The 25,729-nt window shown below is 50.4% G+C and carries 21 protein-coding genes; 6 read left to right on the forward strand and 15 right to left on the reverse strand.

Annotated features, from left to right (window positions below; genetic code table 11):
* The first annotated feature begins 91 nt into the window (after positions 1-91).
* Positions 92-703, forward strand: coding sequence for a hypothetical protein (locus ACYVJQ_RS08620; protein ID WP_460892668.1), 612 nt, complete (start codon positions 92-94; stop codon positions 701-703).
* A 78-nt stretch (positions 704-781) separates the two neighbouring features.
* Positions 782-1,330: a 1-acyl-sn-glycerol-3-phosphate acyltransferase gene (locus ACYVJQ_RS08625; protein WP_460892669.1), complete on the forward strand. Its 549-nt coding sequence runs from the start codon at positions 782-784 to the stop codon at positions 1,328-1,330.
* A 492-nt stretch (positions 1,331-1,822) separates the two neighbouring features.
* On the opposite strand, the gene smc is transcribed toward ACYVJQ_RS08625, so the two are convergent.
* The 5 genes from smc to pckA form a co-directional block, all read right to left on the reverse strand.
* Positions 1,823-5,383 carry a chromosome segregation protein SMC gene (gene smc / locus ACYVJQ_RS08630; protein WP_460892670.1) on the reverse strand — a complete coding sequence of 1,187 codons (3,561 nt, stop codon included), beginning with the start codon at positions 5,381-5,383 and terminating at the stop codon, positions 1,823-1,825.
* A 191-nt stretch (positions 5,384-5,574) separates the two neighbouring features.
* Positions 5,575-6,249, reverse strand: a complete 675-nt coding sequence (locus ACYVJQ_RS08635) for a hypothetical protein (RefSeq protein WP_460892671.1) — start codon at positions 6,247-6,249, stop codon at positions 5,575-5,577.
* Between the two features lie 20 nt (positions 6,250-6,269).
* Positions 6,270-6,875 carry a DUF4159 domain-containing protein gene (locus ACYVJQ_RS08640; protein ID WP_460893590.1) on the reverse strand — a complete coding sequence of 202 codons (606 nt, stop codon included), beginning with the start codon at positions 6,873-6,875 and terminating at the stop codon, positions 6,270-6,272.
* A gap of 87 nt (positions 6,876-6,962) precedes the next feature.
* Entirely contained in the window at positions 6,963-7,676 is a 714-nt protein-coding gene (locus ACYVJQ_RS08645) for a 16S rRNA (uracil(1498)-N(3))-methyltransferase (protein WP_460892672.1), read from the reverse strand.
* 125 nt (positions 7,677-7,801) lie between these two features.
* Positions 7,802-9,415 carry a phosphoenolpyruvate carboxykinase (ATP) gene (gene pckA, locus ACYVJQ_RS08650; RefSeq protein WP_460892673.1) on the reverse strand — a complete coding sequence of 538 codons (1,614 nt, stop codon included), beginning with the start codon at positions 9,413-9,415 and terminating at the stop codon, positions 7,802-7,804.
* 254 nt (positions 9,416-9,669) lie between these two features.
* Here pckA and ACYVJQ_RS08655 point away from each other — a divergent pair, with 254 nt between their 5' ends.
* From ACYVJQ_RS08655 to ACYVJQ_RS08665, 3 genes are all read left to right on the forward strand, one after another.
* Positions 9,670-11,079: a peptide MFS transporter gene (locus ACYVJQ_RS08655; RefSeq protein ID WP_460892674.1), complete on the forward strand. Its 1,410-nt coding sequence runs from the start codon at positions 9,670-9,672 to the stop codon at positions 11,077-11,079.
* 179 nt (positions 11,080-11,258) lie between these two features.
* The gene (locus tag ACYVJQ_RS08660) at positions 11,259-12,095 is read left to right on the forward strand and encodes a glycoside hydrolase family 25 protein (RefSeq protein ID WP_460892675.1); all 837 of its coding nucleotides are present in this window, start codon (positions 11,259-11,261) and stop codon (positions 12,093-12,095) included.
* Positions 12,096-12,214: 119 nt separating this feature from the next.
* Entirely contained in the window at positions 12,215-12,814 is a 600-nt protein-coding gene (locus ACYVJQ_RS08665; protein ID WP_460892676.1) for a hypothetical protein, read from the forward strand.
* A gap of 115 nt (positions 12,815-12,929) precedes the next feature.
* Here ACYVJQ_RS08665 and groL read toward each other — a convergent pair whose 3' ends face one another.
* The 10 genes from groL to ACYVJQ_RS08715 all read right to left on the reverse strand — a co-directional run bounded on the left by groL (position 12,930) and on the right by ACYVJQ_RS08715 (position 24,591).
* Positions 12,930-14,573 carry a chaperonin GroEL gene (gene groL / locus ACYVJQ_RS08670; protein ID WP_460892677.1) on the reverse strand — a complete coding sequence of 548 codons (1,644 nt, stop codon included), beginning with the start codon at positions 14,571-14,573 and terminating at the stop codon, positions 12,930-12,932.
* 41 nt (positions 14,574-14,614) lie between these two features.
* A complete protein-coding gene (gene groES / locus ACYVJQ_RS08675; protein WP_460892678.1) occupies positions 14,615-14,905 on the reverse strand; it encodes a co-chaperone GroES in 291 nt (96 codons plus the stop codon).
* A gap of 324 nt (positions 14,906-15,229) precedes the next feature.
* Positions 15,230-15,607: a preprotein translocase subunit SecG gene (gene secG / locus ACYVJQ_RS08680; protein ID WP_460892679.1), complete on the reverse strand. Its 378-nt coding sequence runs from the start codon at positions 15,605-15,607 to the stop codon at positions 15,230-15,232.
* A gap of 1 nt (position 15,608) precedes the next feature.
* Positions 15,609-17,249, reverse strand: a complete 1,641-nt coding sequence (locus ACYVJQ_RS08685; RefSeq protein WP_460892680.1) for a hypothetical protein — start codon at positions 17,247-17,249, stop codon at positions 15,609-15,611.
* A 115-nt stretch (positions 17,250-17,364) separates the two neighbouring features.
* Entirely contained in the window at positions 17,365-17,904 is a 540-nt protein-coding gene (locus tag ACYVJQ_RS08690; RefSeq protein ID WP_460892681.1) for an LptE family protein, read from the reverse strand.
* Entirely contained in the window at positions 17,891-19,165 is a 1,275-nt protein-coding gene (locus ACYVJQ_RS08695; RefSeq protein ID WP_460892682.1) for a sigma-54 interaction domain-containing protein, read from the reverse strand. Before ACYVJQ_RS08695 ends, ACYVJQ_RS08690 begins: the two co-directional genes overlap by 14 nt.
* Before the next feature lie 80 nt (positions 19,166-19,245).
* Entirely contained in the window at positions 19,246-20,679 is a 1,434-nt protein-coding gene (miaB, locus tag ACYVJQ_RS08700) for a tRNA (N6-isopentenyl adenosine(37)-C2)-methylthiotransferase MiaB (RefSeq protein WP_460892683.1), read from the reverse strand.
* Between the two features lie 388 nt (positions 20,680-21,067).
* Positions 21,068-22,384 carry an aminodeoxychorismate synthase component I gene (gene pabB, locus ACYVJQ_RS08705; protein WP_460892684.1) on the reverse strand — a complete coding sequence of 439 codons (1,317 nt, stop codon included), beginning with the start codon at positions 22,382-22,384 and terminating at the stop codon, positions 21,068-21,070.
* A 368-nt stretch (positions 22,385-22,752) separates the two neighbouring features.
* Positions 22,753-23,487: a zinc ribbon domain-containing protein gene (locus tag ACYVJQ_RS08710; protein ID WP_460892685.1), complete on the reverse strand. Its 735-nt coding sequence runs from the start codon at positions 23,485-23,487 to the stop codon at positions 22,753-22,755.
* Positions 23,488-23,493: 6 nt separating this feature from the next.
* Positions 23,494-24,591 (reverse strand): Nif3-like dinuclear metal center hexameric protein, encoded by a 1,098-nt coding sequence (locus ACYVJQ_RS08715; RefSeq protein ID WP_460892686.1) that lies wholly within the window; start codon positions 24,589-24,591, stop codon positions 23,494-23,496.
* Between the two features lie 60 nt (positions 24,592-24,651).
* On the opposite strand from ACYVJQ_RS08715, the gene lpxK reads away from it, so the two are divergent.
* The gene (gene lpxK / locus ACYVJQ_RS08720; protein ID WP_460892687.1) at positions 24,652-25,722 is read left to right on the forward strand and encodes a tetraacyldisaccharide 4'-kinase; all 1,071 of its coding nucleotides are present in this window, start codon (positions 24,652-24,654) and stop codon (positions 25,720-25,722) included.
* Positions 25,723-25,729 lie beyond the last annotated feature (7 nt).

The raw sequence follows: 25,729 nt of genomic DNA on the forward strand, positions 1-25,729 counted from the left end.
TAATACCATTCTTTAATTTGAAAAATTAACTTTTTACGATATTAAGAATCGTATAAGGCGAAAGGTATTATTCCACCTAATTAAAAACTGTATGAGAAAGTTACTTTACGCGGGTATATTTTTATTGGGGATTACCCAAGTGAAAGCCCAGGAAAACAGAGGTTTTTTGATACCGGCCAAGGTGATAAAACATTCAGTGATGGTGGGGGGAAGCGTGGCCGGTTCCTATAGCAGAGTCTCGGAAACGACCATTGATGATAAAATTACGGGCAACAAGCAAAATTTTTCGCTGGACGGGAAAGTAGGTTACTTTGTTTGGGATGACGTGGCTTTGGGTGTAAGAGCCTCTGTAAACCATGAGCGGCTGCAGATGGAAGACCAGGCCGGCACCAATAGTACCGTTGCCTTGGCCGGACCATTTGCCAGGTACTATTTAGACAATGGCATTTTTGGGGAAGGCAGCGCCGCCCTGGGCAAAATCAACAAGCCAGGCAGTACCAAAAAGCAAGCCCATGAGTTTAGGGCCGGCGTGGGCTATGCCATCTTCATTAACCCTAAGGTAGCGGTAGAGCCCGCCCTGCTGGTTTCTTACTATGAAGAGGTAAACCAATCAGAAGCCAAATCTAAGCGTACTGAAATTGGTCCCCTGCTGAACATAGGCGTCCAGATTTATCTCTTCCAGGAACGACGGTTCAAATTATAACCTTTCCTAACTCAGGATTGAAAACCAGCTTTACGCTGGTTTTTTTGTATAATTGTATTTGAATCCTATTATAAAAGTATGTTTGGAAAGGCATTAGCAAAGGTCATCTTTAAGGTAGCTGGTTGGAAACTGAAAGGCGGCATGCCGCCTAACATTAAGCAAGCCATTATGGTGGCCGCACCGCACACCAGTAACTGGGACTTCGTGTTTGCCCGTGCTGCCTTTTACCTCATGGAAGTCCCCGTAAAGCTTACTATCAAGAAAGAAGCTTTCTTCTTCCCGATGGGGTATCTCTTAAAAGCCATGGGGGCGGTGCCTGTAGACCGCAAAAAGAACAACAACCTGGTGGCCGCCATGATTGATATCTTCCGGAATAACGAACATATGGTGATGCTGGTCACCCCTGAAGGCACCCGCAAATACCAACCCCGCTGGAAAAAAGGCTTTTACCACACCGCCGTGGGCGCCGGTGTTCCTATCATGCTGGGCTACCTGGACTACGCTAAAAAAGAAGCGGGCATAGGCCCCGCCATTTACCCCACCGGTGACTTTGATGCCGATATGGAAAAAATCCTGGCCTTCTACCGAACTGTTACCCCCAAGTACCCCAGCCAGGGCGTACGGTAAAAATGAGCATGAATATCTAAAGCGTTTCGGGCCTGTTTTTCAGAAAACAGGCCCGAAACGCTTTTTGTTTATGGTTGAAAATTGGTTGATCCTAAAAAGGGACTTCAGAAATGTTAGCTCCTGTAATTGCTCATACTCCTGGCGACGGCACTCACTGTTGTTGGTGAGAAAACCAACAAAGGTGAGCGGGATAAGTAGATTCCCATATAAACTCATCTTCAGTCATCCTGTAAGGACCTTGAGGGCGACCAAGACACCATTTATCTAACCGCTATTGACGTTTGCTACCAATATCCTTCCAGAGTAGCAAAAAAGGGAATGGTGATTCACTGGTTTTGTCTCTGTCCTTAATAAATGTCCTAAACTTTATTTAAAGGGCGTATACCCAAAACAGAAAAGCCGCTACTCTTAGATGAGTAGCGGCTTTTCTGTTTTGGGCCTGTTTTCTGGAAAACAGGCCCAAAACGTATTTCGGCTTTCGCTTTTGTTAGGCTAGGCAGATAAAGCAGTTTCCGTCTCCGGCTCAGGGGCCAACTCGCGTAAGTCCACGGGGATGACCCTGGACACGCCGGCCTCCAGCATGGTGATGCCGTAAATCACATCAGTGGAGACCATGGTGCGTTTGTTGTGGGTTACAACAATGAACTGCGAATCACCGGAGAACTTCTTCACAATGTTGTTGAACTTGTCAATGTTGGCATCATCCAGCGGAGCGTCCACTTCGTCAAAGATACAGAAGGGGGCGGGTTTGAGAAGGTAGATGGCAAACAGCAATGAGATAGCCGTTAACGTTTTCTCCCCGCCTGACAGCTGATTGATGGTGAGTGGGCGTTTTCCTTTAGGTCGGGCCATGATCTCAATCTTAGACTCCAGCGGGTTGCTCGGGTCGGCAATGTACAGATCGCAGGTGTCCTCCTCGGTGAAGAGCGACCGGAACACCCGGATGAAGTTCTCCTTGATCTGGTCAAAGGCCGTGAGGTATTTCTCCTTGGCCACGGTGTCAATCTCGGCTATGGTATCCAACAGCTGTAGCTTGGCGTCTACCAGGTCATTTTTCTGGGTAAGGATAAACTGGTGGCGGGTTTCAATCTCAGAATAGGCCTCGGCGGCCATTGGGTTCACCGGACCCACGTTATCAAGTTTCTGCTTCACGGCGTGCACCTGCTGGCTCAATTCCTCGTTGCTGATCTCCAGCTGCTCGGTAGGGGCCTCAGACAGATCCTCGGGGCTCATGTTGAACTCCGCGGAAAGGCGCTCAATCACAGACACCAGTTTGATGCGGGTATCGGTTATGGCTTGCTGCATAGACTGGAACACCTCGTCGGTATTTTCCTTTTTGCGCTGCAGTTCCCTTATGGCTTTTTCTTTCTCATCAATCTCCCCGCGCAGCTGGAAGTAGGCTTTCTCCACTTCCTCCAGTTCTTTGGCCAGTTCTTTGCGGGCCACCATGCCTTCTTCCAACAGCTGGTTCTGGTCTTCCACAAACTGGGTCAGGGCCACGGTCTCGTCCTCGGCGCGGTTCAGCTCATCTTGAAGCTGCACCAGGCGCTCCTGGTGGTTCATGACGGTTTTCTGCTTGTAGGCCAGTTCCTGCTGAATGCTCTGCAGGCGGTTCTTCAACTGGTGGAACTTGATGTTCTCCTGGTTGAAGATGGCGCTTACCTCCGTGATGATCTCGTTTTGTTTCTCCAGTACCTGACCTAAACCGGCTAAGTCCTGCTCGAAACTCTTCAACGCCAGGTTCTTGCTTTCCGCATCGGGGAGGAGCTCGGCCAGTTTATCGCCTAGTTCCTGCACCTTCTCAAACAGCTCGTCTTTCTTGCTTGCCTGATTCTGCTGATTTAAAAGGAACTGCTCATAGCGCACCTTGTGGCTCACCAGCTCCTGCTGCAAGGCATTGATATCACGCTCCTGCAACCTAATCTGGTCCTGTAGGGTGCCTTCCTTCTGGTTCTGCAGTACCTGCTGCAGGGTACTGATCCGGATCTTCATCTTTTCCTGGTCCTCTTTCAAGGTCTCCAGTTCCTCTTCCAGTTTCTCCAGGTTCTGCTTACGTCCCAAACGGTTGCCGTCAAAAAGGCCCTGGGACCCGCCCGAAAGGCTCAACGGCTTCTTGATCACCGAGCCATCCGTCAGGATATAGGTGCGACCATCGCTCAGGAAAAGCTCCGTGTCTGCGGTCTCACTTAGATACACCTCATTGAGCATGTAGCGCAGCAGCGGGTGGTATTTCTCCTCAGAGGCCACCACTTCCAGGGCGGCTTTGTACTTAGGGGTGCTCAGGGTGGCCGGCATTTCCAATTCCTCCACCTCAGAGAGGATGATGAAGTTGGCGCGCCCCTTGTTTTCCTCTTTCAGGAGCTCAATGGCTTCCACGGCCTCGATGGCGGAGTCTACCACGAAGAAGTTCATGTACGGCTCCAGGTACGTCTCAATGAGGTTCTTGTACTCGGGCTCGCAGGAAATAATATCTGAGAGGAGCGGGGCCGGCTTCTGCCAGTTCTCTGACTTGTATAGGAACTTGATGGCCTCCGGGAATCCTTCCAGGTTATCAACCAAGGACTTCATGAGGTTGTACTGGTTCTTCTTGGCGTCCAGCTCCCGGTTTAAGTCAATGAGTTGCTGGCGGTACTCCTGCAGGGTATTTTCCGTGTTGGTCATTTCCTCGCGCAGCAGGTTCTCAGCCTCTTGCAGGTGGGTCAGGTTGGCCTGAGCATCTTCCAGCAAGCTCTGGGTCTCGGCTAGCGCCGATTCATACTGCTGGGCGATCTCGTTCTCGTGGCCTTCCATCTGCTGCAAACGCTCCAGTTCCTGGCGGTGGCCCTGGATCTGCATCTGGGTGATCTCAATGCTTTTGTTGAGCGTGAAAGCCTCGTTCTGGATCTGGCGCTGGGCCAATGATTTTTCCTGGAGCTCGCGCTGCAAATCAGCCTTCTGGCTGCTTACGTGCTCCATCTCCTTTTTGGTCATGCCCAGCTGCTCCTCAGAGATAAGCAGCTCTTCCTGCACCTGTTCCAGGTCGTTCTGCAGCTGGCCCAGGCTGTTCTCTGTTTGGGTGATGTTGCTGGTGTCCTGGTTGATCTGCATGCCCAGGGTTTTCACCCGTTCCTGCAAGTAGAGGTTGCGCTCGTTCTTGATCTTGATTTCGTTTTCCAGCTGGCGCAGTTGGCTGGTGTGCTCGTGCACCTCGTTTTGGGTGTTTTGCAGCTGCAGTTGGGTACGGTCTAAGAGGGTTTTTTGCTCCTGCAGAGTGTCTTCTAGAATGGTGAGTTCCTCTGAGTAGCCGCCTTTGCGCTGGGTTTCTTTCTGCAGCTCGTTCTCCAGGCGCTCCAGGGCCTCCTGGTGGTGGCCTATGTTGCGGCGGGCGTATTCCAGGCTCAGCTTCTTGTAATCGTCCTTGAGGGAAATATACCTCTCGGCGGTGCGTGCCTGGCGCTCCAGGCTTTTCAGGTTCTTTCCAATCTCAAACAGCACGTCCTCCACGCGCTCCAGGTCGGCATCGGTCTCTTCCAGTTTCTTGAGCGTCTGCTTCTTGCGGACTTTGAATTTGGAGATACCGGCGGCTTCCTCAAACAGGTTCCGGCGGGAGTTGTCTTTGTCCGTGAGGATATCATCCACCATCTTGAGCTCAATGATGGCGTAAGAGTCTGACCCGATTCCGGTGTCCAGAAAGAGGTCATTGATGTCTTTGAGGCGGCAGGTGACGTTATTGAGCAGGTACTCGCTCTCGCCGCTGCGGTAGTAGCGGCGGGTGATGGTCACCTGCGAATACTCGGTGGGCAGGATGCCTTTGTTGTTGTTGAAGGTAAGCGAGACTTCGGCCAGCTGCTGGGGCTTGCGGTTCTTGGTGCCGTTGAAAATCACGCTCTCCATCTTGTCTGAGCGCAGGTTCCTGGTCTTTTGCTCGCCCAGTACCCACCTGATGGCGTCTACGATGTTGGACTTGCCGCAGCCGTTAGGCCCCACAATGCCGGTGATGCCACTGTCAAAGTTAATGGTGACCTTATCGCCGAAGCTCTTAAAGCCTTTGATCTCTAATCTTGCTAATTCCATGCGCTGTTGCCAAAACCCTATGGGTCCTAACCTCAAAAATACAAAAAAAGTGCGGGGAGTTTAGAAAACAGGACCTTACATTTTATGCGTGAGGCACATAAAGAATCCCGTTTTGGGCCTGTTTTATGAAAAACAGGCCCAAAACGGGAAATAGCCTTTCAGAAAGGTTAAGATTTTTGAAAGTACAGAAGTTAGATAAAAACGCCAGGCAACACTTCCAAGGTATTAGGCATGAGCAACTCCTGCAAGCTTTTAAGTTGTGGACCGGCTACGGTTTTCCATTCCTGTTTTAAATTTTTGTCTGATATGCTGCCCCATTCATGCAAGGCTTTTTTGGTGGAGAAGTTGATGTCCCAGCAGTTCACCTGGTCCCGAGAGATACTGTTAATAGTAGCGCCAATTAATTTGAACTCGTTTTGCTGGTACCTGAATTTATATGCCGCATTGCTTCTGAGGTAGTCAAAGGACACCTCTAGCACCCGGTTCTTGATGCTGATCTGGCCAAAGGGCTCGGGGTCCATCCCGCCTTCGCCGTACCGCAGAATAAAGGTATTGTGTTGGGCGGCTTTCTCATAAAGGCCCGTTTGCGGGTTTTTGAACAGGATTAGGAGTACACGCGGGCTGCCCAGGTTCTCGCTGCCATCCGGCCTGCTTTCCTGAATGGTGTCTTGCAGTTCCACTACCAAGGCCAGGTCGGGTACCTTGTCGCCGTTCAGGTCTCCCTGGGCACTGGTTTTCAGCCGCCAGTTGGGAAGGAGGAAGCTCTGGGTGCTTTTGCCGGAGGAAGGGAAAACGGGAGGGGTGAAGGTTTGCGCCCAACCAAGGGTCCCGGGAAGCAGAAGCACGAGCAAGAGGGGGAGTTTCATGGGAAGCAGGGAAGAGTAGTTTAGAAGTTTGTCAAGGCGTAAGCTACCAAATTAGCGCCCATCCGCAAGGCGGCCTGGTGTTTCTCCGGCGGGTCATTGTGCACCGATTGGTCTTCCCACCCGTTGCCCAGGTCACATTCATAGGAATAGAAACATACCAGCCGGCCTTGATAGATGATCCCGAAGCCCTGGGCCGGTTTGTTGTCGTGCTCATGGATCTTGGGCAGGCCGCGGGGGAAGTTGAATTTCTGGTGGTATACCGGGTGGTTGAACGGCAACTCAATGAAGTCCAGCTCGGGGAAGACCTTTTTCATCTCGCGCCGCGCGAACTTGTCTAGCCCGTAGTTATCATCTATGTGCAGGAAACCGCCGCCAGAGAGGTATTTGCGCAGGTTCTGGGCCTCGGCGGGGGTGAAGATCACGTTGCCGTGGCCCGTCATGTGCACAAAGGGGTAGTCAAAGATCTCGGGGCTACCCGGTTCCACGCTTTCTTCTTGGGGCGCGATGTTGGCCTTCAGTTCTCGGTTGCAGAAAGAGATGAGGTTGGGCAAGGAGGTCTTGTTGGCGTACCAGTCACCGCCGCCACCGTATTTGAGGCGCGCAATCCTGAAGCTGGGCCGTTGCATCCAGGCCGTGGCCGTAGCTAGTAAAAAAAGTAATCCCCAAAGGAAAAGCCGTTTATGCATTGTTTTTCAGAAAAGAGGCCTAAAACGTTAAACTTCTAAAACCACATGAATGGTATGGCAAGCAGCAAGTGCGGCGGTTTCGGTGCGTAGCCGGCTCTGGCCCAGGGTAACAGGTTTATACCCTGCCTGCAATGCCTGCGCCACTTCCTCCGGACTGAAGTCGCCTTCAGGGCCAATCAGGATAGTGTACGTATCATTACCGGAAATACTCTTGGCCAACGAATGCCGTTCCTGCCCCTCCACTAGGTGGGCAATGAACTTCTGACCTTCTTGTGGCTGGGCCAGGAAATCCGCGTAGCGGGTCAAAGGACGCAAGGTGGGCAACTGGGCTTTCATGGACTGCTTCATGGCGCTCACGGCAATCTTTTCTATGCGGTCCATATTCACGGCTTTGCGCTCTGAGCGGGCGCATTGCAGAAAGGTGACCTCGTCAATGCCCATCTCCACGGCTTTCTCCAAAAACCACTCTATGCGGTCCATGTTCTTGGTGGGGGCCACCGCCACGTGGATTTTGTAGGGCCGCTGGAAAGGGTCTTGGGTATGCTTTAAAATGCTGAGCCTGGTCTTTTTAGGGTTGGCGTCTGCAATCTGTGCTTCATACCAGCCGCCCCGCCCGTCAATAAGCGTCACGGCATCACCGGCGCCTAACCTAAGCACCCGGGCGCAGTGCTTTGATTCTTCCTCAGACAAGGTGTAGGAGGTGCTGGCGGGGGCAAGGTCTGAGGTGAAGAAAAGGTGCATGCGGTTTCTGTTTTGAGCCTGTTTTCCCAAAAATAAGCTAAAAACGCTCAGCGCCATGTACTCCATAAAAAAAGCCTTCCATAAAATAGAAGGCTTTAATAAGGTTGAAGGAAATAATTAAAGTCTTACACTGCTACAACTGCCTCAGGCGCACCGGCCAGGATCTCTTGGTTGGCGTAGTCTGAGTACTTGCTGAAGTTTCTGATGAAGGCAACAGCCAATTCATTGGCTTTATGGTCATAGGCGTCTTTGTTGGACCAGGTGTTACGCGGGTTCAGGATTTCTGAAGGTACGTTAGGGCAGGAATCTGGCATCTCAACGCCAAATACCGGGTGCTTGTGGAATGGCATGTCTTGCAGCTCTCCGTTAAGGGCGGCGGTGATCATAGCCCGGGTGTAGCTCAATTTCATGCGGGAGCCCACGCCGTACACGCCTCCGGTCCAGCCGGTGTTCACTAGCCACACATTCACGTTGTTCTCGGTCATTTTCTTGCCCAGCATCTCAGCGTACGTAGTTGGGTGCAACGGAAGGAAGGCTGCCCCAAAACAGGCCGAGAAGGTGGTCTGCGGTTCTACAATCCCTACCTCCGTGCCCGCCACCTTGGCGGTATAGCCGGAGATGAAGTGGTACATGGCCTGGCTTTTGTTCAGGCGGGAGATAGGAGGCAGTACCCCAAAGGCATCGGCGGTCAGGAAGAAAATATTCTGTGGATTTCCGGCCCTGGACGGCTCAATGGCGTTGTCTATGTGGTTGATAGGGTAGGCCGTGCGGGTGTTCTCCGTTACGGTTTTGTTTGTAAAGTCTACGGTGCGGGAGCCCGGAATGAAACGCGAGTTCTCTACAATGGCCCCAAAACGGATGGCGTCATAGATTTGCGGTTCTTTCTCACGGGTAAGGTCAATGATCTTAGCGTAACAGCCTCCTTCAAAGTTGAAGATGCCGTCTTTATCCCAGCCATGCTCATCGTCACCAATAAGGCCGCGGTGCGGATCTGCTGACAAGGTGGTTTTACCTGTACCTGAAAGCCCGAAGAAAATAGCGGTATCACCGTCCTTGCCCACGTTAGCGGAGCAGTGCATAGACAAGACGTTGCGCTTGTGCGGCAACAGGTAATTCAGCACAGAGAAAATGCCTTTCTTCATCTCGCCGGCATACCCGGTGCCACCCAATAAGATGAGTTTACGGGAGAAGTTGATGATAGCAAAGTTGGCCTGACGGGTACCGTCTACGGCGGGGTCTGCCTGAAACTCTGGGATGTTGAGGATGGTGAAATCAGGCACGTGCTGCTCAAGTTCCTCTTCAGAAAGCCGCAGGAACATATTATGGCAGAACAGGTTATGCCAGGCCTGGGTGTTGATGATACGTAGGTTCAGGCGATATTCTGGGTGCGCGCCAGCGTAGGCGTCACGTACGTACAGCTTGCTGCCAGCCAGGTGGGCGACCATTTTCTGGTATAGCGCTTCAAATTTGGCAGGATCAAAGGCAATGTTTACATCCCCCCACCACACTGAGTTCTCGGTCTCGGCATCTTTTACCACAAAACGGTCTTTGGGAGAGCGGCCGGTAAAAGTACCGGTGTCACACATAAGCGCCCCGGTGTCGGTAAGAAAGCCTTCTCCATTCTTCAAGGCTTCTTCCACCAATTCAGCCGGAGTAAGGTTCCAGAGAATTTCCCGGGCTTGTGAAATACCTAAGCTACTTAAATTCATGGTGCTAGAATGCTTGCCAAATTCTTTCATAAAGGAAGCTTTAATTTTTAAAATTTCAAAATGGACTACCGTTTCATAATCCCGATTTTCAAAATTATAAAAAAGGCCAAATAATTACTATAGCTAACGGTTGTTTGTTTTACAAAGGGCCAGAAAACACGCCAAGCTTTATTTAAAAGGCACCATATTTGAATAAATGCATATAAGATGATACATTTACTTTCATGTATTCTTTGTAAAACAGAGCCAAACAAACAATTTTTACGAAAAACCTTTAAGTACACATGCAAGACGCAACAATCAAGAAAGGGCATCCTCCGGGGTTATACCTTTTGTTTTTCACCGAGATGTGGGAGCGGTTCAGCTACTACGGAATGCGTGGACTTCTTATTCTTTATTTGACCAAAGCGGCAGTAGCGGGCGGACTAGGCATTGCCGAGTCTACCGGTAACCTAATCTACGGCTACTTTACCGGCTTTGTTTATTTCACCCCCATCATTGGGGGCTGGTTGGCAGAAAGATATATAGGCCAACGGCGCTCTATCTTAATAGGCGGGGTGTTAATGGCCTTGGGCCAGTTCTCCCTTTTCTCTACCCCAGACATGACTAATATGGGCGCCATCATGGGTATTCCTATGATGACCGCCGTAGGCCTTCTTTTGATCATCATCGGGAATGGTTTCTTCAAGCCCAATATTTCTGCCATAGTAGGCAAGTTGTATGAGCAGGGAGACCACCGTCGTGACGCCGCCTTCACCATCTTCTATATGGGTATTAACCTGGGTGCCTTTGCGGCCCCATTGGTGTGCGGTATTCTGGCCGAAGACATTTTCGCTACCAAAACGGTGGTAGACGGTATTACCGTGGTAAGTGAATACGGTTTCCGTTATGGCTTCCTGGCGGCTGGTATTGGTATGGTGATCGGGCAGATTGCCTTTAACCTGCTGGCCCCTAAATACCTGGGTTCTGTGGGTGTGGAGCCAGACGGAAAGGTTGACAAGAACAATCCTGTGGTGAAAGCACCTTTGACCAAAGAGGAAACCGATAGAATGGCGGTGATCTTTATTATTACGCTGTTTGTGGTGTTCTTCTGGGCTGGCTTTGAGCAAGCAGGTTCTTCGCTTTCCTTGTACACCGACAAGTACATTGACCGCGAGGTTTTCGGGTTCCTGATTCCAACGGCTTGGTTCCAGTCTGTGAACCCACTCTTTATTGTGGCCTTTGCCCCAATCACCGCCAATTTGTGGTTAACCCTTAGCAAAAGAGGTAAAGATTTGAGTATTCCCGTGAAAATGGGCTTGGGTATGATTCTGTTGGGTCTGGGCTTCCTTTTCATGGTGGGCGCGGTATTGCAAAGAGGTGGTAACATTGAAGATGAAACCATCAAGGCTAGCATTTTCTGGTTAATTGCCACCTACTTCTTCCATACCATTGGCGAACTCTGCCTGTCACCCATAGGCTTGTCTATGGTGTCACGCTTGTCTCCATTGGCCTATACTTCCATGCTGATGGGCGTATGGTTCCTGGCACCTTTCGTGGCGCAGATCGCTGGTGGCTACATTGCCGCATACGTTGAAATCTTAGGGCCTCTGCAGGTGTTTGGACTCATTGCCGGATTTGTGATTGCTGCTGGTTTGTTGCTGGTGGCCATTGCCAAGAAACTGTTGCACATGATGCACGGACGGGGCGCATAATCCTTTGTTCTTTTGAATCTTAAAACCCCACCGGCCAATGCCGGTGGGGTTTTCTTTTTTAGGGCTGGCTAGCGGGTGCTCCGTTTGCCAAAAAGATTTGGTATTTTTGGAGAGAGGAAAGGGGGAGCAGTTGAATTGCAGGTCCTTTTCCTGCGTTATAATTTCTCTCTTGATCAGCAGTGGCAACCAGCACCCCAAAGCGACCCCGCAAACCCAGTACCCGTAAGAAGCCTGCCCCGCAGGCCGGCACCTGGTGGAAACCCCTTTCGCTGGGAATTCTGGGTTTTATTCTGCTGTGTCTGGCCATTGAATACTACAAAGAGGGTGGCCGGCTGGCATTCTTCCGGCACAAGGTAGAGGAAGTTACCCATTCAAATTCCCTCACGGCGTTCCGGCCAGACGGGTATGAAGTAATAGGTCTTGACATCTCGCATCATAACCGGCAAATAGACTGGAAACAGGTAAAAGCCCAGAAAATAGCCTTCTCCTTTATTAAGGCCACCGAAGGCATCACCCACCAGGACCGGTATTTTGCCCGCCACTGGAAACAAGCCAAAAAGCATGAGGTGCTGAGAGGGGCTTACCATTTCTTCCTTCCGGCCAGAGACGCTGAAAAGCAGGCCCGTAACTTCCTGGACCGGGTAAAGCTGGAGGCCGGCGATCTGCCCCCGGTACTGGACGTAGAGGTCACCAACCACCAGCCGGATGAGGAGATGAGGGCGGGGGTACAATTGTGGCTGGATATGGTAGAAGAGGAGTATGACATTAAACCCATCATCTACACCAACTACGCTTTCTATGAAAAGCACCTGGCCGGCCATTTTGATGATTACCCCCTCTGGATAGCCCACTACACCCCAGAAAACAACCATGTGCTGGCCAACCATAACTGGGTCTTCTGGCAGCACACAGAGAACGGCAAACTGAAAGGTGTAAAGGGCAACCTGGACCTGAACGTGTTCAAAGGCACCATGGAAGATTTATACAATATGTGCTATGAACCTGATTCTTTGTAGCCTATCTTTGTGCCTCATTCTAAGCTAGATAAGTGAAAAGCCTCCTGCCGTCCCTTGGTAGGCATCTAAAATAATTCTATTCTTTAAAATATATTCTATACTAAAACTCTACTAAACCCATGAATTTTTTTGCGCGAAAGCAATCTCTGTTGCTTTCATTGGCCTTGTTGGCTCTATCCTGTACGGGGGTAGAGGAAGAGGAAGTTGTTGCCCCAAAAGAAGCTGCCGTAGAAGAAGGCACTACCTATTCCATCAACGCTGGAGGCCATGAAACCTCCAATCCTATCAAATTCCTAAACACGAACACCCTAAAATTTGAAGTCAGGTTTGACTCTACCGCGGTGTATGCCACCAAAGACCCGGGCAACCAGGCAGACATCAACAAACTGTACGGCATGGCCGACTGCGGCACCCTGCACCATGAGAATAGTGCCCGCTTTGGGTGGCGCTGGTTCAACAACCAACTGGAACTGCACGCCTACTCCTATAAAGGCGGGAAGAACACCTCTACCTTTATCACGGTCCTTGACCTAAAGAAAACCTATACCTGTGAACTTACCCTGGCAGATGGAAAATACCTGTACAAGGTGGGAGACAAAACGGTAGAGCATGAGCGCGGGTGTACCGGCGAAGGAAAAGGCTACCAGTTGTATCCCTACTTCGGGGGAGATGAGACCGCGCCGCATGATATCAAAATAAACATCAAGGCCCTGAAGTAAAACCTGTTTTAAGGCCGTTTTTCTAAAAACAACCCTAAAACAGAAAAGGCTATTAAAACAGAAAGCCCCGGCCAATTGGCCGGGGCTTTCTTATGTGTTAGGTATAGGAGGCAGATTACATCATGCCACCCATGCCGCCCATTCCGCCTGGCATTCCGCCACCGGCTGCAGCTCCACCTTCTTCCGGCTCATCAGCGATCACACACTCTGTAGTCAGCAACAAGGCTGCTACTGAAGCGGCGTTCTCAAGCGCAAGACGCGTTACTTTGGTTGGGTCAATGATACCAGCGGCAAACATGTTCTCAAACTTGTCGTCGCGGGCGTTGTAACCGTAGTCAGCTTTACCAGCACGTACTTCGTTCACAATCACAGATCCTTCGCCTCCGGCGTTGGCTACAATGGTTCTTAGTGGAGACTCCAACGCGGTGCGGATAATCTGCACGCCGGTTTTCTCGTCTTCATTACGGGTATCTACATCGTTAAGGGCATCAATAGCACGGATAAGGGCTACACCGCCACCAGCTACAATACCTTCTTCAACCGCCGCGCGAGTAGCGTGCAAGGCATCATCTACGCGGTCTTTCTTCTCTTTCATTTCCACTTCAGTAGAAGCACCAATGTAAAGAATGGCAACCCCGCCAGACAATTTAGCCAGACGCTCTTGCAGTTTCTCCTTGTCATAGTCAGAGGTAGTTTTCTCAACCTGTGCTTTGATCTCGTTCACACGGGCAGTGATACCTTCTTTGGTACCGCGTCCGTTCACAATAGTGGTATTGTCTTTGTCAATGATCACGCGCTCTGCCTGGCCTAAGTAGTCCAGAGTGGCGTTGTCTAACTTGTAGCCACGCTCTTCAGAGATAACGGTACCACCGGTCAGGATAGCAATGTCTTCCAACATGGCTTTTCTGCGGTCTCCAAAGCCTGGGGCTTTCACGGCAGCAATTTTCAAAGAACCACGCAATTTGTTAACTACCAGGGTAGCAAGGGCTTCGCCGTCTACGTCTTCAGAGATAATTACCAATGGCTTACCAGACTGAACCACTTGCTCCAATACCGGAAGCAGTTCCTTCATGGTAGACACTTTCTTGTCGTAGATCAGGATGTAAGGGTTGTCAAACTCGGCTTCCATCTTCTCTGGGTTGGTCACGAAGTAAGGAGACAGGTAACCGCGGTCAAACTGCATACCTTCTACGGTTTTCACCTCGGTCTCAGTTCCTTTGGCTTCCTCTACCGTGATCACACCGTCTTTCCCAACTTTGTCCATGGCATCGGCGATCATTTGGCCAATTTCCACGTCATTGTTGGCAGAGATAGTACCCACCTGGGCAATTTCAGAAGAGTTTTCAATCTTCTTGGATTGGGCCTTCAGGTTTTCTACTACTTTGTGAACAGCTTTGTCAATACCGCGCTTCAGGTCCATTGGGTTGGCACCGGCGGCTACGTTTTTAGAACCGGCAGTGTAGATAGCCTGGGCCAGAACAGTGGCAGTTGTAGTACCGTCACCAGCCATATCGGCGGTTTTGGAGGCTACTTCTTTCACCAACTGGGCGCCCATGTTTTCTACGGCGTCTTTCAGTTCAATTTCTTTGGCTACCGTTACACCGTCTTTGGTGATGCTTGGCGCGCCGAATTTCTTGTCAATGATTACGTTGCGGCCTTTAGGGCCCAAGGTTACTTTCACGGCGTTGGCCAGGGTATCTACGCCTTTTTTAATCTTATTGCGGGCTTCGATGTCGAAAGTGATGTTTTTTGATGCCATAGTTTCTTATGATAGATTATGGTTGATGATTAGATTTAAGATTAAAGAGTAGCCAGGATGTCAGACTCGCGCATGATCAGGTAATCCTCGCCCTCCAGGGAGATCTCAGTACCGGCGTATTTGCCGTACAATACCTGGTCGCCCACTTTCAATTGTGATTTAACTAAAACACCTTGGTCGGAGATTTTGCCTTCTCCTACAGCTACTACTTCGCCGCGCTGTGGTTTTTCTTTGGCAGTGTCAGGGATGATGATACCAGATTTGGTTTTTTCTTCAGCCGCAGCAGGTAACACAATTACTCTGTCTGCCAATGGTTTTAGATCTAAGGCCATAGGGTTGTTATAAGATTAGATTAAGTTAACGATAATTGTCTTTGGCCATTACGGCCTTTAAGACGGTTAGGCAACTAGCGATTCTTATGCCAATTGCAGAAGTCTGCCATCTTGCCGCATTTTGGCCGCTTTCACGCTGACATTCCTGCCCGCCGAACTGACAGACAGGGGAGTGCAAGGTAAAATTTGTCAGCCTTTGGCGGGCTTTCTTTAATTTTAGGCCTGTTTTTCCAAAAAGAGGCCCGAAACGGAAAGGCAAAAAAAAGTCCGAACCGGTGAAGGTTCGGACTGCTATAAAGGGTATGCTTAGAACTGCTTTTCTTATTAGTTAGCGGAGTCTGCCGGAGCCGGGGCTGGCGTGGTGGCTGCGCCTTCCTGCTGCGGAATGGCGGCTGGGGCTGCTGTAGGAGCAGGGGCGATAGGCGCTCCCTGGCCGGCACGTTGCTCGTTTACGCTGCGGTTGTCATCACCGGCACCTAAGTTCAAAGTATGCGAGGCTAAAGAAAGTACAATGATCCCGATGGCGAAACCCCAGGTGAGTTTCTCTAAAAGGTCGCCGGTGCGTTTCACACCCATCAGCTGGCTGGTACCGCCGCCGCCAAACTGGCTTGACAACCCGCCGCCTTTGGAGTTCTGGGAAAGAACCACCAATATCAACAGCACGCAAAGGAAAAGGATAACGCTGATCAGAGCAATGTACATACTAAAGTTCGTTTCTTAATTTTTCTATCTGTTCGGCAAAGTAACTCTTTTTTTCTGGAAACTTTACTATTAATTGTTCATAAATTTTGACGGCCTTTTTGGCTTTTCCTTGCTTTATGAAGATGAGAGCCAGATTTTCTGACACCAGGTTCTTCTTGGGTTTGGAGCTTCTGGCCGACAGGTCTTCCTGCGGTTCATGGGGCAGCTGGGCATTGGCCATGTTCTTGCGCTTTGGCGCCGACTTCAGGAATTGGTTGATGATCTGCAGTTGCTTGTCCAGCTTGGCGGCCGGGGTTTCCTCTGGCTCAGGGGCCGGCACATGGTGGCTCTTCACATGCTCCAGAATAAGCTCTGGCTGGAAATAGAAGGGCGTGAGGGACGTAAGCTCATCTTTGAGCTGAATGCTTTCACCTAAGCGGCTGGAGCCCATCCAATAGGCCAGGTTGTTCTGGGTGAAAATAGACAGATAGGGGTCCTGCTCCGTTTCGGGCTCTTGTGCCGCGGGCTCTACAGCGTTCACTTTAAGGGTAGGAAACTCATACCCAGAAGTGTCATACACCGTGTAAAGCTCCGCTATCTCCAGGTACGCCGACAGGTTATCATCTGGCGCAGCGGCGGCGGCAGGGAGCTGGTTGGCTTGGGGCGTAAGTTCAGGTAACTCCTGTAAAGAGGCTATCTCAGAGGTAGATGTGATCTCAGAGATGATCTCCTCATGCGTAAGGTTCACGCTAGGAATAGGAGCCGATAGGCTGGCAAGCCCATTGATTTGAATCAGCTCAAACAACTCATCCAGGTTGAAGTCATCTTCTTCCTCAAAAGTTGGAACGTCTTCTGAAATGGCTGCTTTGTCTTCGTCTTGCTCAAATTGGAAGTCTTCGTCCTCAAAGGCCTGATTACTGTTTTCAGCCTCTTTTTCAAAAAACGGCTCTAGAACGGCACCTTCCAGTTCTTGCGGTTCCTGGGAATCTTCCGAAGTTTCCGCCAAGGCACCAGGAAGTATTTCTGCCTCCGGCTCAAACTCAGAAGCAATCACTTCTTCCTCCTCCAACTCATTGTCAGTGGGGAGTAAAGCAGGGGTTAGGTCTTCTGATTCTGGGACGATGGCCTCAAAGGCATCAACGGATTCCTCCTCCAGGAAAGTAGTAGGTTCTTCAAGGACGTTGGTGGTTTCTTCCTCTGTTTCTGGTTCTGCCGGGGAAGAAATCTCCTCCTGCGTTTCAAGTTCAGCTAGGTCATTGTCTGGGATCACCGCTAGTTCCGGCTCGTGCAGGGCCGGCTCTTCGATAATCACACCCTCTTCTGTGTAAACGTAGTTTTCGGGCTCGTTTTCGAAAAACGGCTCTGAAACGGCAGCAGGTTCCTGAATTTCCTCTTCGGCTGGTTCTGGATAGTAGGCTTCCTGAACCGGCGGGGCGGCGTAAATCAGTTGCTTTAAAAGCTGGCGGTTAGAGGCGTGGGCGGCGGCCCGACGCAGTTTTTGGGTAGAGAGCATGCTGCCCCGGTCATGGGCGGCCTTCGCCAACAGAACATGTGCGGTCTGGCAATACGGAAACGATACCACCAGTTTCTCCAGGTCGTCTACTTCCTGGTCCTGGATAGGTGCCACTTGCCGTACAATATTTAAAAATGCCGCTTTGTTCATGAAATTAGGACTTGCCTGGCCACAGAATGGCCAGGTCAAATTACTGGATTATGTTGAAATACCGGATAGTACTTCCGCAATTAAAATTTGGGTGGTTTTGCTGGTGCAAAGATAGCTACCAATTTGCTACCGTTTTGGTAAAAACGCTGTAGATAATGCGTTCTGTGATCTGCTGAATCTGGGACCGGCTTATGAGGTTGATATCCAGCGTGGGCGGAAAGTCATAAAACCCAGAGAAGCTTTGGTCAAAGTTGTTGGCTGGGTTCTTGGTGTCTGTGTAATTGATCTGCACCACAATGGTTAACCGGTTTGCGCCCGCCTGGTCCAGACCTACGTTGCCACCGGTTGGCAAATCGCTGCGCTGAATAGCTGCCGGACTGAAAGAATAGCTTAGAATCTGGCCTTCAATCTGCAGATCCCCGGCTTGCGGCAAGATGCGCAGGTTAGTGTTCCGTTGGAAGTAATCCTTGAAGTCTTCGGTGACAAACTGCTGTAAGTTAGAAGGTCCCTGGCCAGAGGCGTTGCTGAAATTGGTAATGGAAATGGTTTTCACGTCTGGCGAAAGGTTCACCCCTGAAAAAGAGTAACACCCGCTCAACAGAAACGTGAGGAGCACCAGCGGCAAGAGGCAGGAGAAGGATTTATAAGTCTTCAAGGTCGTACTGTTTTAATTTGCGGTAAAGCGTGCGTTCTGAGATGCCCAGGTCTTTGGCGGCGTATTTGCGTTTATTCCCGTGCTTCTTCAACGCTTTCAGAATCATTTCCTTTTCCTTGTGCTCCAGAGAAAGGCTTTCTTCTTCGGTTTCATGCGAGATATCCTCTACTTTCTCCTCATAAGGCTCATCGTCCTCGTCTACAGACAGCATGTAGCCGTCGCGGCGCTCTGGGGTGGGGCGGTACACGGGTGGCTCATAGGGGCGTACCTCCTCAAACAAGTGGCTGTTGGCCTTCAAAAGTTCCGCGTCTCCCTGCTGGTGCGACAATAAATCAAAGACCACCTGCTTAAGGTCGTTCATGTCTTTGCGCATGTCAAACAACACCTTGTACAGTAGGTCGCGCTCAGAAATGCCATTGGCCCCGTCTGTGCCGGCCTGCGGATGGAAGATGGCCGGTAATTGGTTTATCTGCTCCTGCGGGAGGTATTTGCGTAATGTAGGGCCATTAATCTCGCGCTCATACTCCAGCACCGAAATCTGCTCCACAATGTTCTTCAATTGCCGGATGTTGCCCGGGAACCGGTATCTAAGCAGTTCCTGCACCGCATCTGGCAGCAGCGTGACCGGCTTCACGTGGTACCGCTCAGCAAAATCACTTGCAAATTTTCGGAACAGCAGGTGCGTGTCCTCGCCGCGCTCCCGCAAAGGAGGCACGCTGATAGGCACCGTGTTGAGGCGGTAATACAAATCCTCTCTAAACTGGCCGCGCTCCACGGCCTGAAGTAGGTTCACATTGGTAGCGGCTACTACGCGTACATCGGTTTTGAGTACTTTGGAAGAGCCAACTTTGATAAACTCACCGTTTTCCAGCACGCGCAACAGGCGAGCCTGGGTACCCAAAGGCATTTCCCCAATCTCATCCAGGAAAATAGTACCGCCGTTGGTGACCTCAAAATATCCTTTGCGGGCCTCCTGGGCACCGGTAAAGGAGCCCTTCTCATGCCCGAACAATTCTGAGTCAATGGTGCCTTCAGGAATGGCGCCGCAGTTGATGGCTATGAACTGGCCATGCTTGCGGGGGCTCAACTGGTGAATGATCTTGGAAAAAGATTCTTTCCCGCTTCCGCTTTCGCCGGAAATGAGCACGGTCATATCAGTAGGAGCCACCTGCACCGCCACCTGAATGGCGTAATTGAGCAAAGGCGAATTCCCGATGATGCCAAACCGCTGCTTCACCGACTGTATCTCTATTTCACGCATTTTTTAATGTGCTAATGATGGAATGTGCTCATGTGCTAATTGTAGAAGAATAGCACATTAATTAATTAGTAATTAGCACATTAAAGAATCGGTTCGCCAAACAAGGTGCCTACAGAGCAGTTGGTGATCAGGACGTTCACGTAATCGCCTTTCTGGTAGTCCATTTTAGGGATGATAACCATTCTGTTTTTATCATCGCGGCCGCTGAGCATATCTTTGGAGCGCTTAGAGAAGCCTTCCAGCAATACCCGCTGAACGGTGCCCACCACTTTTTCATTCCGGATAAGGGAATAATGGCGTTGCTTGTCAATTACCTCCTGCAGACGGCGCTTCTTCACTTCCAGGGGAATATCATCTTCCAGCTTGCGGGCTGCCAGGGTGCCGGGGCGCTCTGAATAGAAGAACATATACGCGTAGTCATACTGCACGTAGTCAATAAGCGTGAGGGTGTCCTGGTGCTCTTCCTCGGTTTCGGTGCAGAACCCTGAAATCATATCAGTAGAAATGGCACATTCCTCACCTAGGATTCTTCTGATGGCATCTACGCGGTCTATGTACCAGGTGCGGTCATAGGTGCGGTTCATCAAATCCAGAATACGGGAGTTACCGCTCTGGGCGGGCAGGTGAATGTATTTGCAGATGTTGTCGTACTTTTTCATGGTAAGCAGTACTTCATCTGTGATGTCTTTGGGGTGCGAGGTGGAGAACCGCACCCGCAGGTCTGGGGAGATAAGGGCTACCTGCTCCAGCAATTGCGCGAAGTTCACTTTCTCAGAGCCGTCTTCTGAGGCCCATTTATAGGAGTCTACGTTCTGGCCCAGTAGGGTCACTTCTTTATAACCTTGTTTCACCAGTTCCTGCGCCTCATGCACAATGGAATGGGCATCACGGCTGCGCTCCCGGCCCCGGGTGAACGGTACCACGCAGAAAGAGCACATATTGTCACAGCCTCGCATGATAGAAACAAAGGCGCTCACGCCGTTGCTGTTCAGTCTGATCGGGTTAATGTCAGCGTAGGTTTCCTCGCGGGACAGCAGTACGTTTACCGCCTTTTGGCCTCCTTCCACTTCGCTAATAAGGGAGGGAAGATCGCGGTATGCGTCTGGGCCTACCACCAGGTCCACCATTTTCTCTTCTTCCAGCAGGTTCTTTTTGAGGCGCTCAGCCATGCAGCCCAATACGCCCACAATCAGGCCTGGGCGCTTTTTCTTCATGTGCTGCAGCTGGAGCAAGCGATGGCGAACGGTAGTTTCCGCTTTTTCCCGGATAGAGCAGGTATTCAGCAATACCAGGTCAGCGTTTTTGACGTCTGAGGTAGTATCAAAACCGGCTTCAAATAAGATAGAGGAGACTATTTCACTGTCTGAAAAGTTCATCTGACAGCCGTAGCTTTCAATATATAGCTTGCGCTGACGACCGGTATTTGTGTCTACGGTTACTTTGGTATCACACGCGGCGGCTTCTTCGGGCGTGCGGTTATCTATGAAATCTAAATCCAGAATGGGTGCGTGCATATCATCTCATCAAAGAGGCAAAGATACGGCATTTTAAGAGATTATGACAGAATGGCAGATGATTTTTAACGAAGAAGCGCCTGTCTCTTGAGGGACAGGCGCTTGGGGTGTAGTAACAATTTGGTTAAGGCTTTTAGGTGCTGCAAATGTACAGTAGTACCATAGATCTTGCGTGATTTTCCATTTCTGGAAGATTTGCTTACTACCGTTCTCCTTTTGCTTAGCTGAAAAAAAAGAAGTTCATTAGCAAGAAGCCAATTTCTCGTGCTTTTGCTGCATTTTATTTCCACCTAAGGTTCCTGAATCTGGATGGTCGAGGAGAATACCAGCCATAGCGGCTCGGTTATTTATTATTAGGCTTCCCTAAACAGGTTCAAACGGAAGGGAGTTAAAGCTTAAATGAAGATTTTTCTAAGACCTGCGTGATGGCGGCGGCTTTTAAAAGGCATTCCTGGTATTCTTGTTCCGGGTCTGAGTCATAGGTGATGGCGCTGCCTACCTCAAAGGAGAGATACCCGGTTTGGGCATTGTATTGCAGGCTTCGGATCACCACGTTAAAGTCAAAGTCGCCGTTGGGCAGGAAATAGCCTAATGAACCGGAGTAAAGGCCCCTTTTGGTTTTTTCATACTGCTCAATCAGTTCAAGGGCGCTTATTTTAGGAGCGCCCGTCATACTACCCATCGGGAAGGCCGCTTTGATGGCTTCCACGCTACTTACTCCTTCTGGCAATTCCCCAGTTACCGTAGAGATCATCTGCCAGACAAACTTAAACGGGTACAGCCCGAAAAACTCTTCCACCTGCACCGTTCCGGTAGCGGCCACTCGGTTGAGGTCATTGCGCACCAAGTCTACGATCATCATGTTTTCGGCGCGTTCTTTTTCGCTGGCAGCCAGTGTAGCCTTTTGCTGTTGGTCCTGGGCAGGGGTGGTGGCACGCTTGATGGTGCCTTTTATGGGTTGGGAAATCAGCTTTTGGTTCTCCTTTTTCAGAAAACGTTCAGGGCTGGCACACATCAGGTACCGGTCATTTAATTTAAGAAAACCTGCAAAGGGAGTTGGAGAGGCCTGGTTTAGTTGCCAAAACAGGGGAACCGGGGAAAGGGTAGCATGCTCAGAAAAGAATTCCTGACAATAATTGACCTCGTACACGTCGCCCTCCAGAATGTGCTGGCGTAGGTTCTCCACGGTTTTGAGGTACTCTTCCTTAGGAACCCTGGCTTCCGTTTTGACGCTGTTTTCAGAAAAACAAGCTGTAAACGGTGTAGCCGAAATCTCACTAGCAATGGTGGCAGGATCTGCGAGGAAGGAAAATATGGTGACGGAATCTTCTTCCCAAACTAACCAAGTCTCTGGCCTGAAAAAATAGAGATCAGGAAAGCCTACGTGGTCAGGGTGCAGGCTGTGCAAATTTTCCAGGCCGTTCTTTAGGTCATAGGTAAAAAAGCCCAGGAGGGGAGCAGGCGATTTAACTGCTAAAAGCGCTTCCAGTTCCTGCCAGGTGGTGGCCACCTCCTGGCCTAATTCTGCCTGGCTTTTCCTCCGGAGGCCCAGCATGTTCAGGAAAGGCCCGTGCCGGTAGGGAATGTTGTTAGGTTCATAAAACGCCACAGCCTCATGATCGGCCGCAGCCCATGCTAACGCCTGCCGTTTCCATTGTTGCCAAGAAACCGGTAGCTCAGAATAAGGCAAGGTAAGCTGCTGCATAGAGTGGTTGTATTCTGGAGGCAAAGATAGTCAGTAAACTGAACGGACGCGGTTTTCAAGTGGGTTTCCGTTTTGAGCCCGTTTTTTGAAAAACAGCCCTAAAACAAAAAGGGAAGCACTCTATAATGCAGGTGGTCTTTTTACCAGGGCCTTTCTGAAAATAAGAGGTGTATATTTTCTCCATTGGGTTGGTGGCTTGTTTTTCGTTTTAAGCCTGTTTTTGTAAAAACAAGCTTAGAACGAGGAATAACAAACTAGCACCTGAGTGGTCCCTAGTTTTAATTGAAAGGTCCCTGCCTAAGGAAAAGGGTATAAAAAAAGGATGGCAATTGCCATCCTTTCCCAAATATAAAAACTGTCAGTCTGTTTTACGCGATTACCTTCAGCTCCACATCAGCCAGGATACGGCCGCAGTGTTCGCAAACGGTGATTTTCTTTTTAGAGGCGATGTCTGATTGGCGCTGTGGGGGAACGGTATTGAAACATCCGCCGCAGGCGTCACGCTTCACGGTTACCACGGCCAGTCCGTTGCGCACATTTTTACGGATACGGTTGTAAGCAAACAAAAGTCGCTCTTCAATATGAGATATGGCTTCCTGCTTCTGCTCATTAAGCTTGCGCTCATCCTCTTCGCTTTCGCTCACCATTACCTGCAATTCGCTGTTTTTGGTGTTAAGGTCTTTCTGGCGCTCTTCCAGGCGGTTTTTAGTGTCCTGAATGTCAGCAATCTTCTGCTCAATCTGGAAATTAGCCTCCCGGATTTTTTTCTCGTTGATCTGGATTTCCAGTTTCTGGAGCTCTACCTCTTTGGTGATGGCGTCAAACTCGCGGTTGTTGCGAACGTTCTCCTGCTGCTCCTCATATTTCTTGATCAGCTTCTCAGCGTCTTTGATGCCTTGCTTGCGGTTGGCAATAGACTGCTGCAGTTCAGCGATCTCCTCATCAAATTTGCTTACGCGTACTTGGTAGCCGGCAATCTCATCTTCCAGGTCACGAACCTCTTCGGGTAGGTCGCCTCTAACTTGTAGAATTTGGTCTAATTGAGAATCTAAGCTCTGAAGTCTTAGAAGTGCGTCTAACTTACTTGCTACAGTACTTTCCATGGATATTTAGCTGTGTCTAACGGGATTTGTATTGGTGTATGACAAATCGACTGCAAAATTAGAAAAAGTTTTTGTAAGTATATCATAAAAAAGCTCCTTCGTGTAAACTTCGCTTTCATAATGTCCAACATCTACCAGCGCCATTTGGGCATTGGCTTCAAAAAACTCGTGGTATTTCAGATCGGCGGTGAGGAAGACATCGGCGCCGGCCGCTTTGGCCTGCCTGATCAGGAAACTCCCCGCGCCGCCGCACACGGCCACCCGCTTAATTTGCTTCTGGGGCCAGGCGGTATGCCTGAAAGTATTGATCTTCAGGCGCTCCTTTAAATGGTGCACGAAGGCATCTGTATGCAGCGGCTCCTCCAGATCGCCTACCATGCCGGCACCCACCTCCTGGTTTTCGTTTTTCAAGGACACCAGGTAATGGGCCACTTCCTCATAGGGGTGCGCCTGCAGCAGGGCCCGCATGATCTGGGTTTGTTTAAAGGCCGGAAATACCACCTCAATTCTGTTTTCTATGGTTTCCTCGGTCTTGCCGGGTTCGCCAATGTGCGGGTTAGCCTGCTGGGAAGGGGTAAACCGCCCGGTACCTGTAATCCGGAAGCTGCAATCTGAATAATCGCCTATCTGTCCGGCGCCGGCTTTGTGCAGCGCTGCCAGCACTTTTTCAGTGTCTTCCAGGGGCACATAGGTCTCCAGCTTGGTGAGGGTCTCGGTTTTTGGCGCTAGAATGCTGGTGTTGGTGATACCCAGTTTCTCGCAGAGTTTGGCGTTGACCCCGTTGTGCACGTGGTCAAGGTTGGTATGGCAGGCGAAGATGGCTATTCTGTGTTCCAGGGCCTTGAGCAGAATGCGCTCCACGGGCGTTTTGCCGGTAAGGCTTTTCAAAGGCTTGAAGATGACCGGGTGGTGGGCCACAATCAGGTTACAGCCGCGGTCTATGGCTTCCAGTACCACTTCCAGGGTGCAGTCCAGGGTCACAAGCACGCGGGTGATAGTGGCTTCGGGGTCCCCAATCTGGAGGAGAGCATTGTCATAGGATTCCTGGTAGGCAGGGGGGGCATACCGCTCCAGCGCCTGTACTACCTCTTTTATCTTTGTCATTTGGTAGGTTTGAAGCCTTAACGCGCAAAGAAAGTTAAAATTCGGTTACTTTTGCAGCCCATGGCCTCCGTCTTGTCCTTTATTTCGTATCTGTTGCTGCCCTTTGCCATGCTGTACGGGGCGGTGGTACGTCTGCGCAATCTTTTATACGACGGAGAATTCTTCAAGGTCTACCGGGCCCCAATTCCTGTGGTTTGCGTAGGCAATCTTAGCGTGGGCGGAACCGGTAAAACGCCCCAGGTGGAATACCTGGCCCGTCTGTTGCAACCCCGGCGCATTGCCATCTTATCACGCGGCTACAAGCGGGCTACTAAAGGTTTTGTATTGGCAGATGCACGGGCAACGGCCGCCTCCATAGGCGATGAACCTTTCCAGTATACCCAAAACTTGCCCGGTGTAACTGTGGCGGTCTGCGAGAAAAGGGCAGAGGGCATTCAACGGCTGCTTCAATTGTACCCAGATCTGGACGTGATCCTGCTGGATGACGCCTTTCAGCACCGGGCCGTGAAAGCTTCTTTCTATTTACTGCTCACTGATTATAACCTACTCTTCACCCAGGACCATTTGCTGCCTATGGGACGGTTGCGCGAGCCTCGCCAAGGCGCCCGCCGGGCCCATGCGGTGGTGGTCACTAAATGCCCGGAGGTAATCCCTCCAGAAGAGGCTGTTTCTATCCGAAGCCAAATCCAAGGATACACCTTGCCTGGTACCCCGGTATTCTTCTCTAAAATAGTGTATGCCCCAGCCGTACCGTTAAGCTCTAAACTTACGTTAGGGAAAGCATTACTTCTGGTAACCGGAATTGCCAACGCACGGCCTTTAGTGAAGCACCTGCAGGAAAGTGGCCATACTATTTTACACCATTTTGAGTGGGCAGACCATGCCGAAGTTACCCCGGCCCGCGTAGGAGAGGTTATTACCTTTTGGCAGCAACTGCAAGACCGGGAAGTGAGTATTCTTATGACGCAGAAAGACGCCGTGAAATGGCAACAGCCAAGCCTGGAACCGCTCTGGCGGCAAGCGCCTGTTTTCTATATGCCGGTAGGAAATGCCTTTGCCCCGCAGGAGCCTTCATTTGATGACGTCATCAGGCAGGGGTTGGCCCAATGGGGATCAGATATTAATTCTTAATTTTGGA

Source organism: Rufibacter soli, from assembly GCF_054781795.1.

Coding starts and splice junctions, on each gene's coding strand:
- ACYVJQ_RS08620 (WP_460892668.1), top strand. CDS start 92: ATGAGAAAGTTACTTTACGCGGGTATATTTTTATTGGGGATTACCCAA.
- ACYVJQ_RS08625 (WP_460892669.1), top strand. CDS start 782: ATGTTTGGAAAGGCATTAGCAAAGGTCATCTTTAAGGTAGCTGGTTGG.
- smc (WP_460892670.1), bottom strand. CDS start 5,383: ATGGAATTAGCAAGATTAGAGATCAAAGGCTTTAAGAGCTTCGGCGAT.
- ACYVJQ_RS08635 (WP_460892671.1), bottom strand. CDS start 6,249: ATGAAACTCCCCCTCTTGCTCGTGCTTCTGCTTCCCGGGACCCTTGGT.
- ACYVJQ_RS08640 (WP_460893590.1), bottom strand. CDS start 6,875: ATGCAACGGCCCAGCTTCAGGATTGCGCGCCTCAAATACGGTGGCGGC.
- ACYVJQ_RS08645 (WP_460892672.1), bottom strand. CDS start 7,676: ATGCACCTTTTCTTCACCTCAGACCTTGCCCCCGCCAGCACCTCCTAC.
- pckA (WP_460892673.1), bottom strand. CDS start 9,415: ATGAAAGAATTTGGCAAGCATTCTAGCACCATGAATTTAAGTAGCTTA.
- ACYVJQ_RS08655 (WP_460892674.1), top strand. CDS start 9,670: ATGCAAGACGCAACAATCAAGAAAGGGCATCCTCCGGGGTTATACCTT.
- ACYVJQ_RS08665 (WP_460892676.1), top strand. CDS start 12,215: ATGAATTTTTTTGCGCGAAAGCAATCTCTGTTGCTTTCATTGGCCTTG.
- groL (WP_460892677.1), bottom strand. CDS start 14,573: ATGGCATCAAAAAACATCACTTTCGACATCGAAGCCCGCAATAAGATT.
- groES (WP_460892678.1), bottom strand. CDS start 14,905: ATGGCCTTAGATCTAAAACCATTGGCAGACAGAGTAATTGTGTTACCT.
- secG (WP_460892679.1), bottom strand. CDS start 15,607: ATGTACATTGCTCTGATCAGCGTTATCCTTTTCCTTTGCGTGCTGTTG.
- ACYVJQ_RS08685 (WP_460892680.1), bottom strand. CDS start 17,249: ATGAACAAAGCGGCATTTTTAAATATTGTACGGCAAGTGGCACCTATC.
- ACYVJQ_RS08695 (WP_460892682.1), bottom strand. CDS start 19,165: ATGCGTGAAATAGAGATACAGTCGGTGAAGCAGCGGTTTGGCATCATC.
- miaB (WP_460892683.1), bottom strand. CDS start 20,679: ATGCACGCACCCATTCTGGATTTAGATTTCATAGATAACCGCACGCCC.
- pabB (WP_460892684.1), bottom strand. CDS start 22,384: ATGCAGCAGCTTACCTTGCCTTATTCTGAGCTACCGGTTTCTTGGCAA.
- ACYVJQ_RS08710 (WP_460892685.1), bottom strand. CDS start 23,487: ATGGAAAGTACTGTAGCAAGTAAGTTAGACGCACTTCTAAGACTTCAG.
- ACYVJQ_RS08715 (WP_460892686.1), bottom strand. CDS start 24,591: ATGACAAAGATAAAAGAGGTAGTACAGGCGCTGGAGCGGTATGCCCCC.
- lpxK (WP_460892687.1), top strand. CDS start 24,652: ATGGCCTCCGTCTTGTCCTTTATTTCGTATCTGTTGCTGCCCTTTGCC.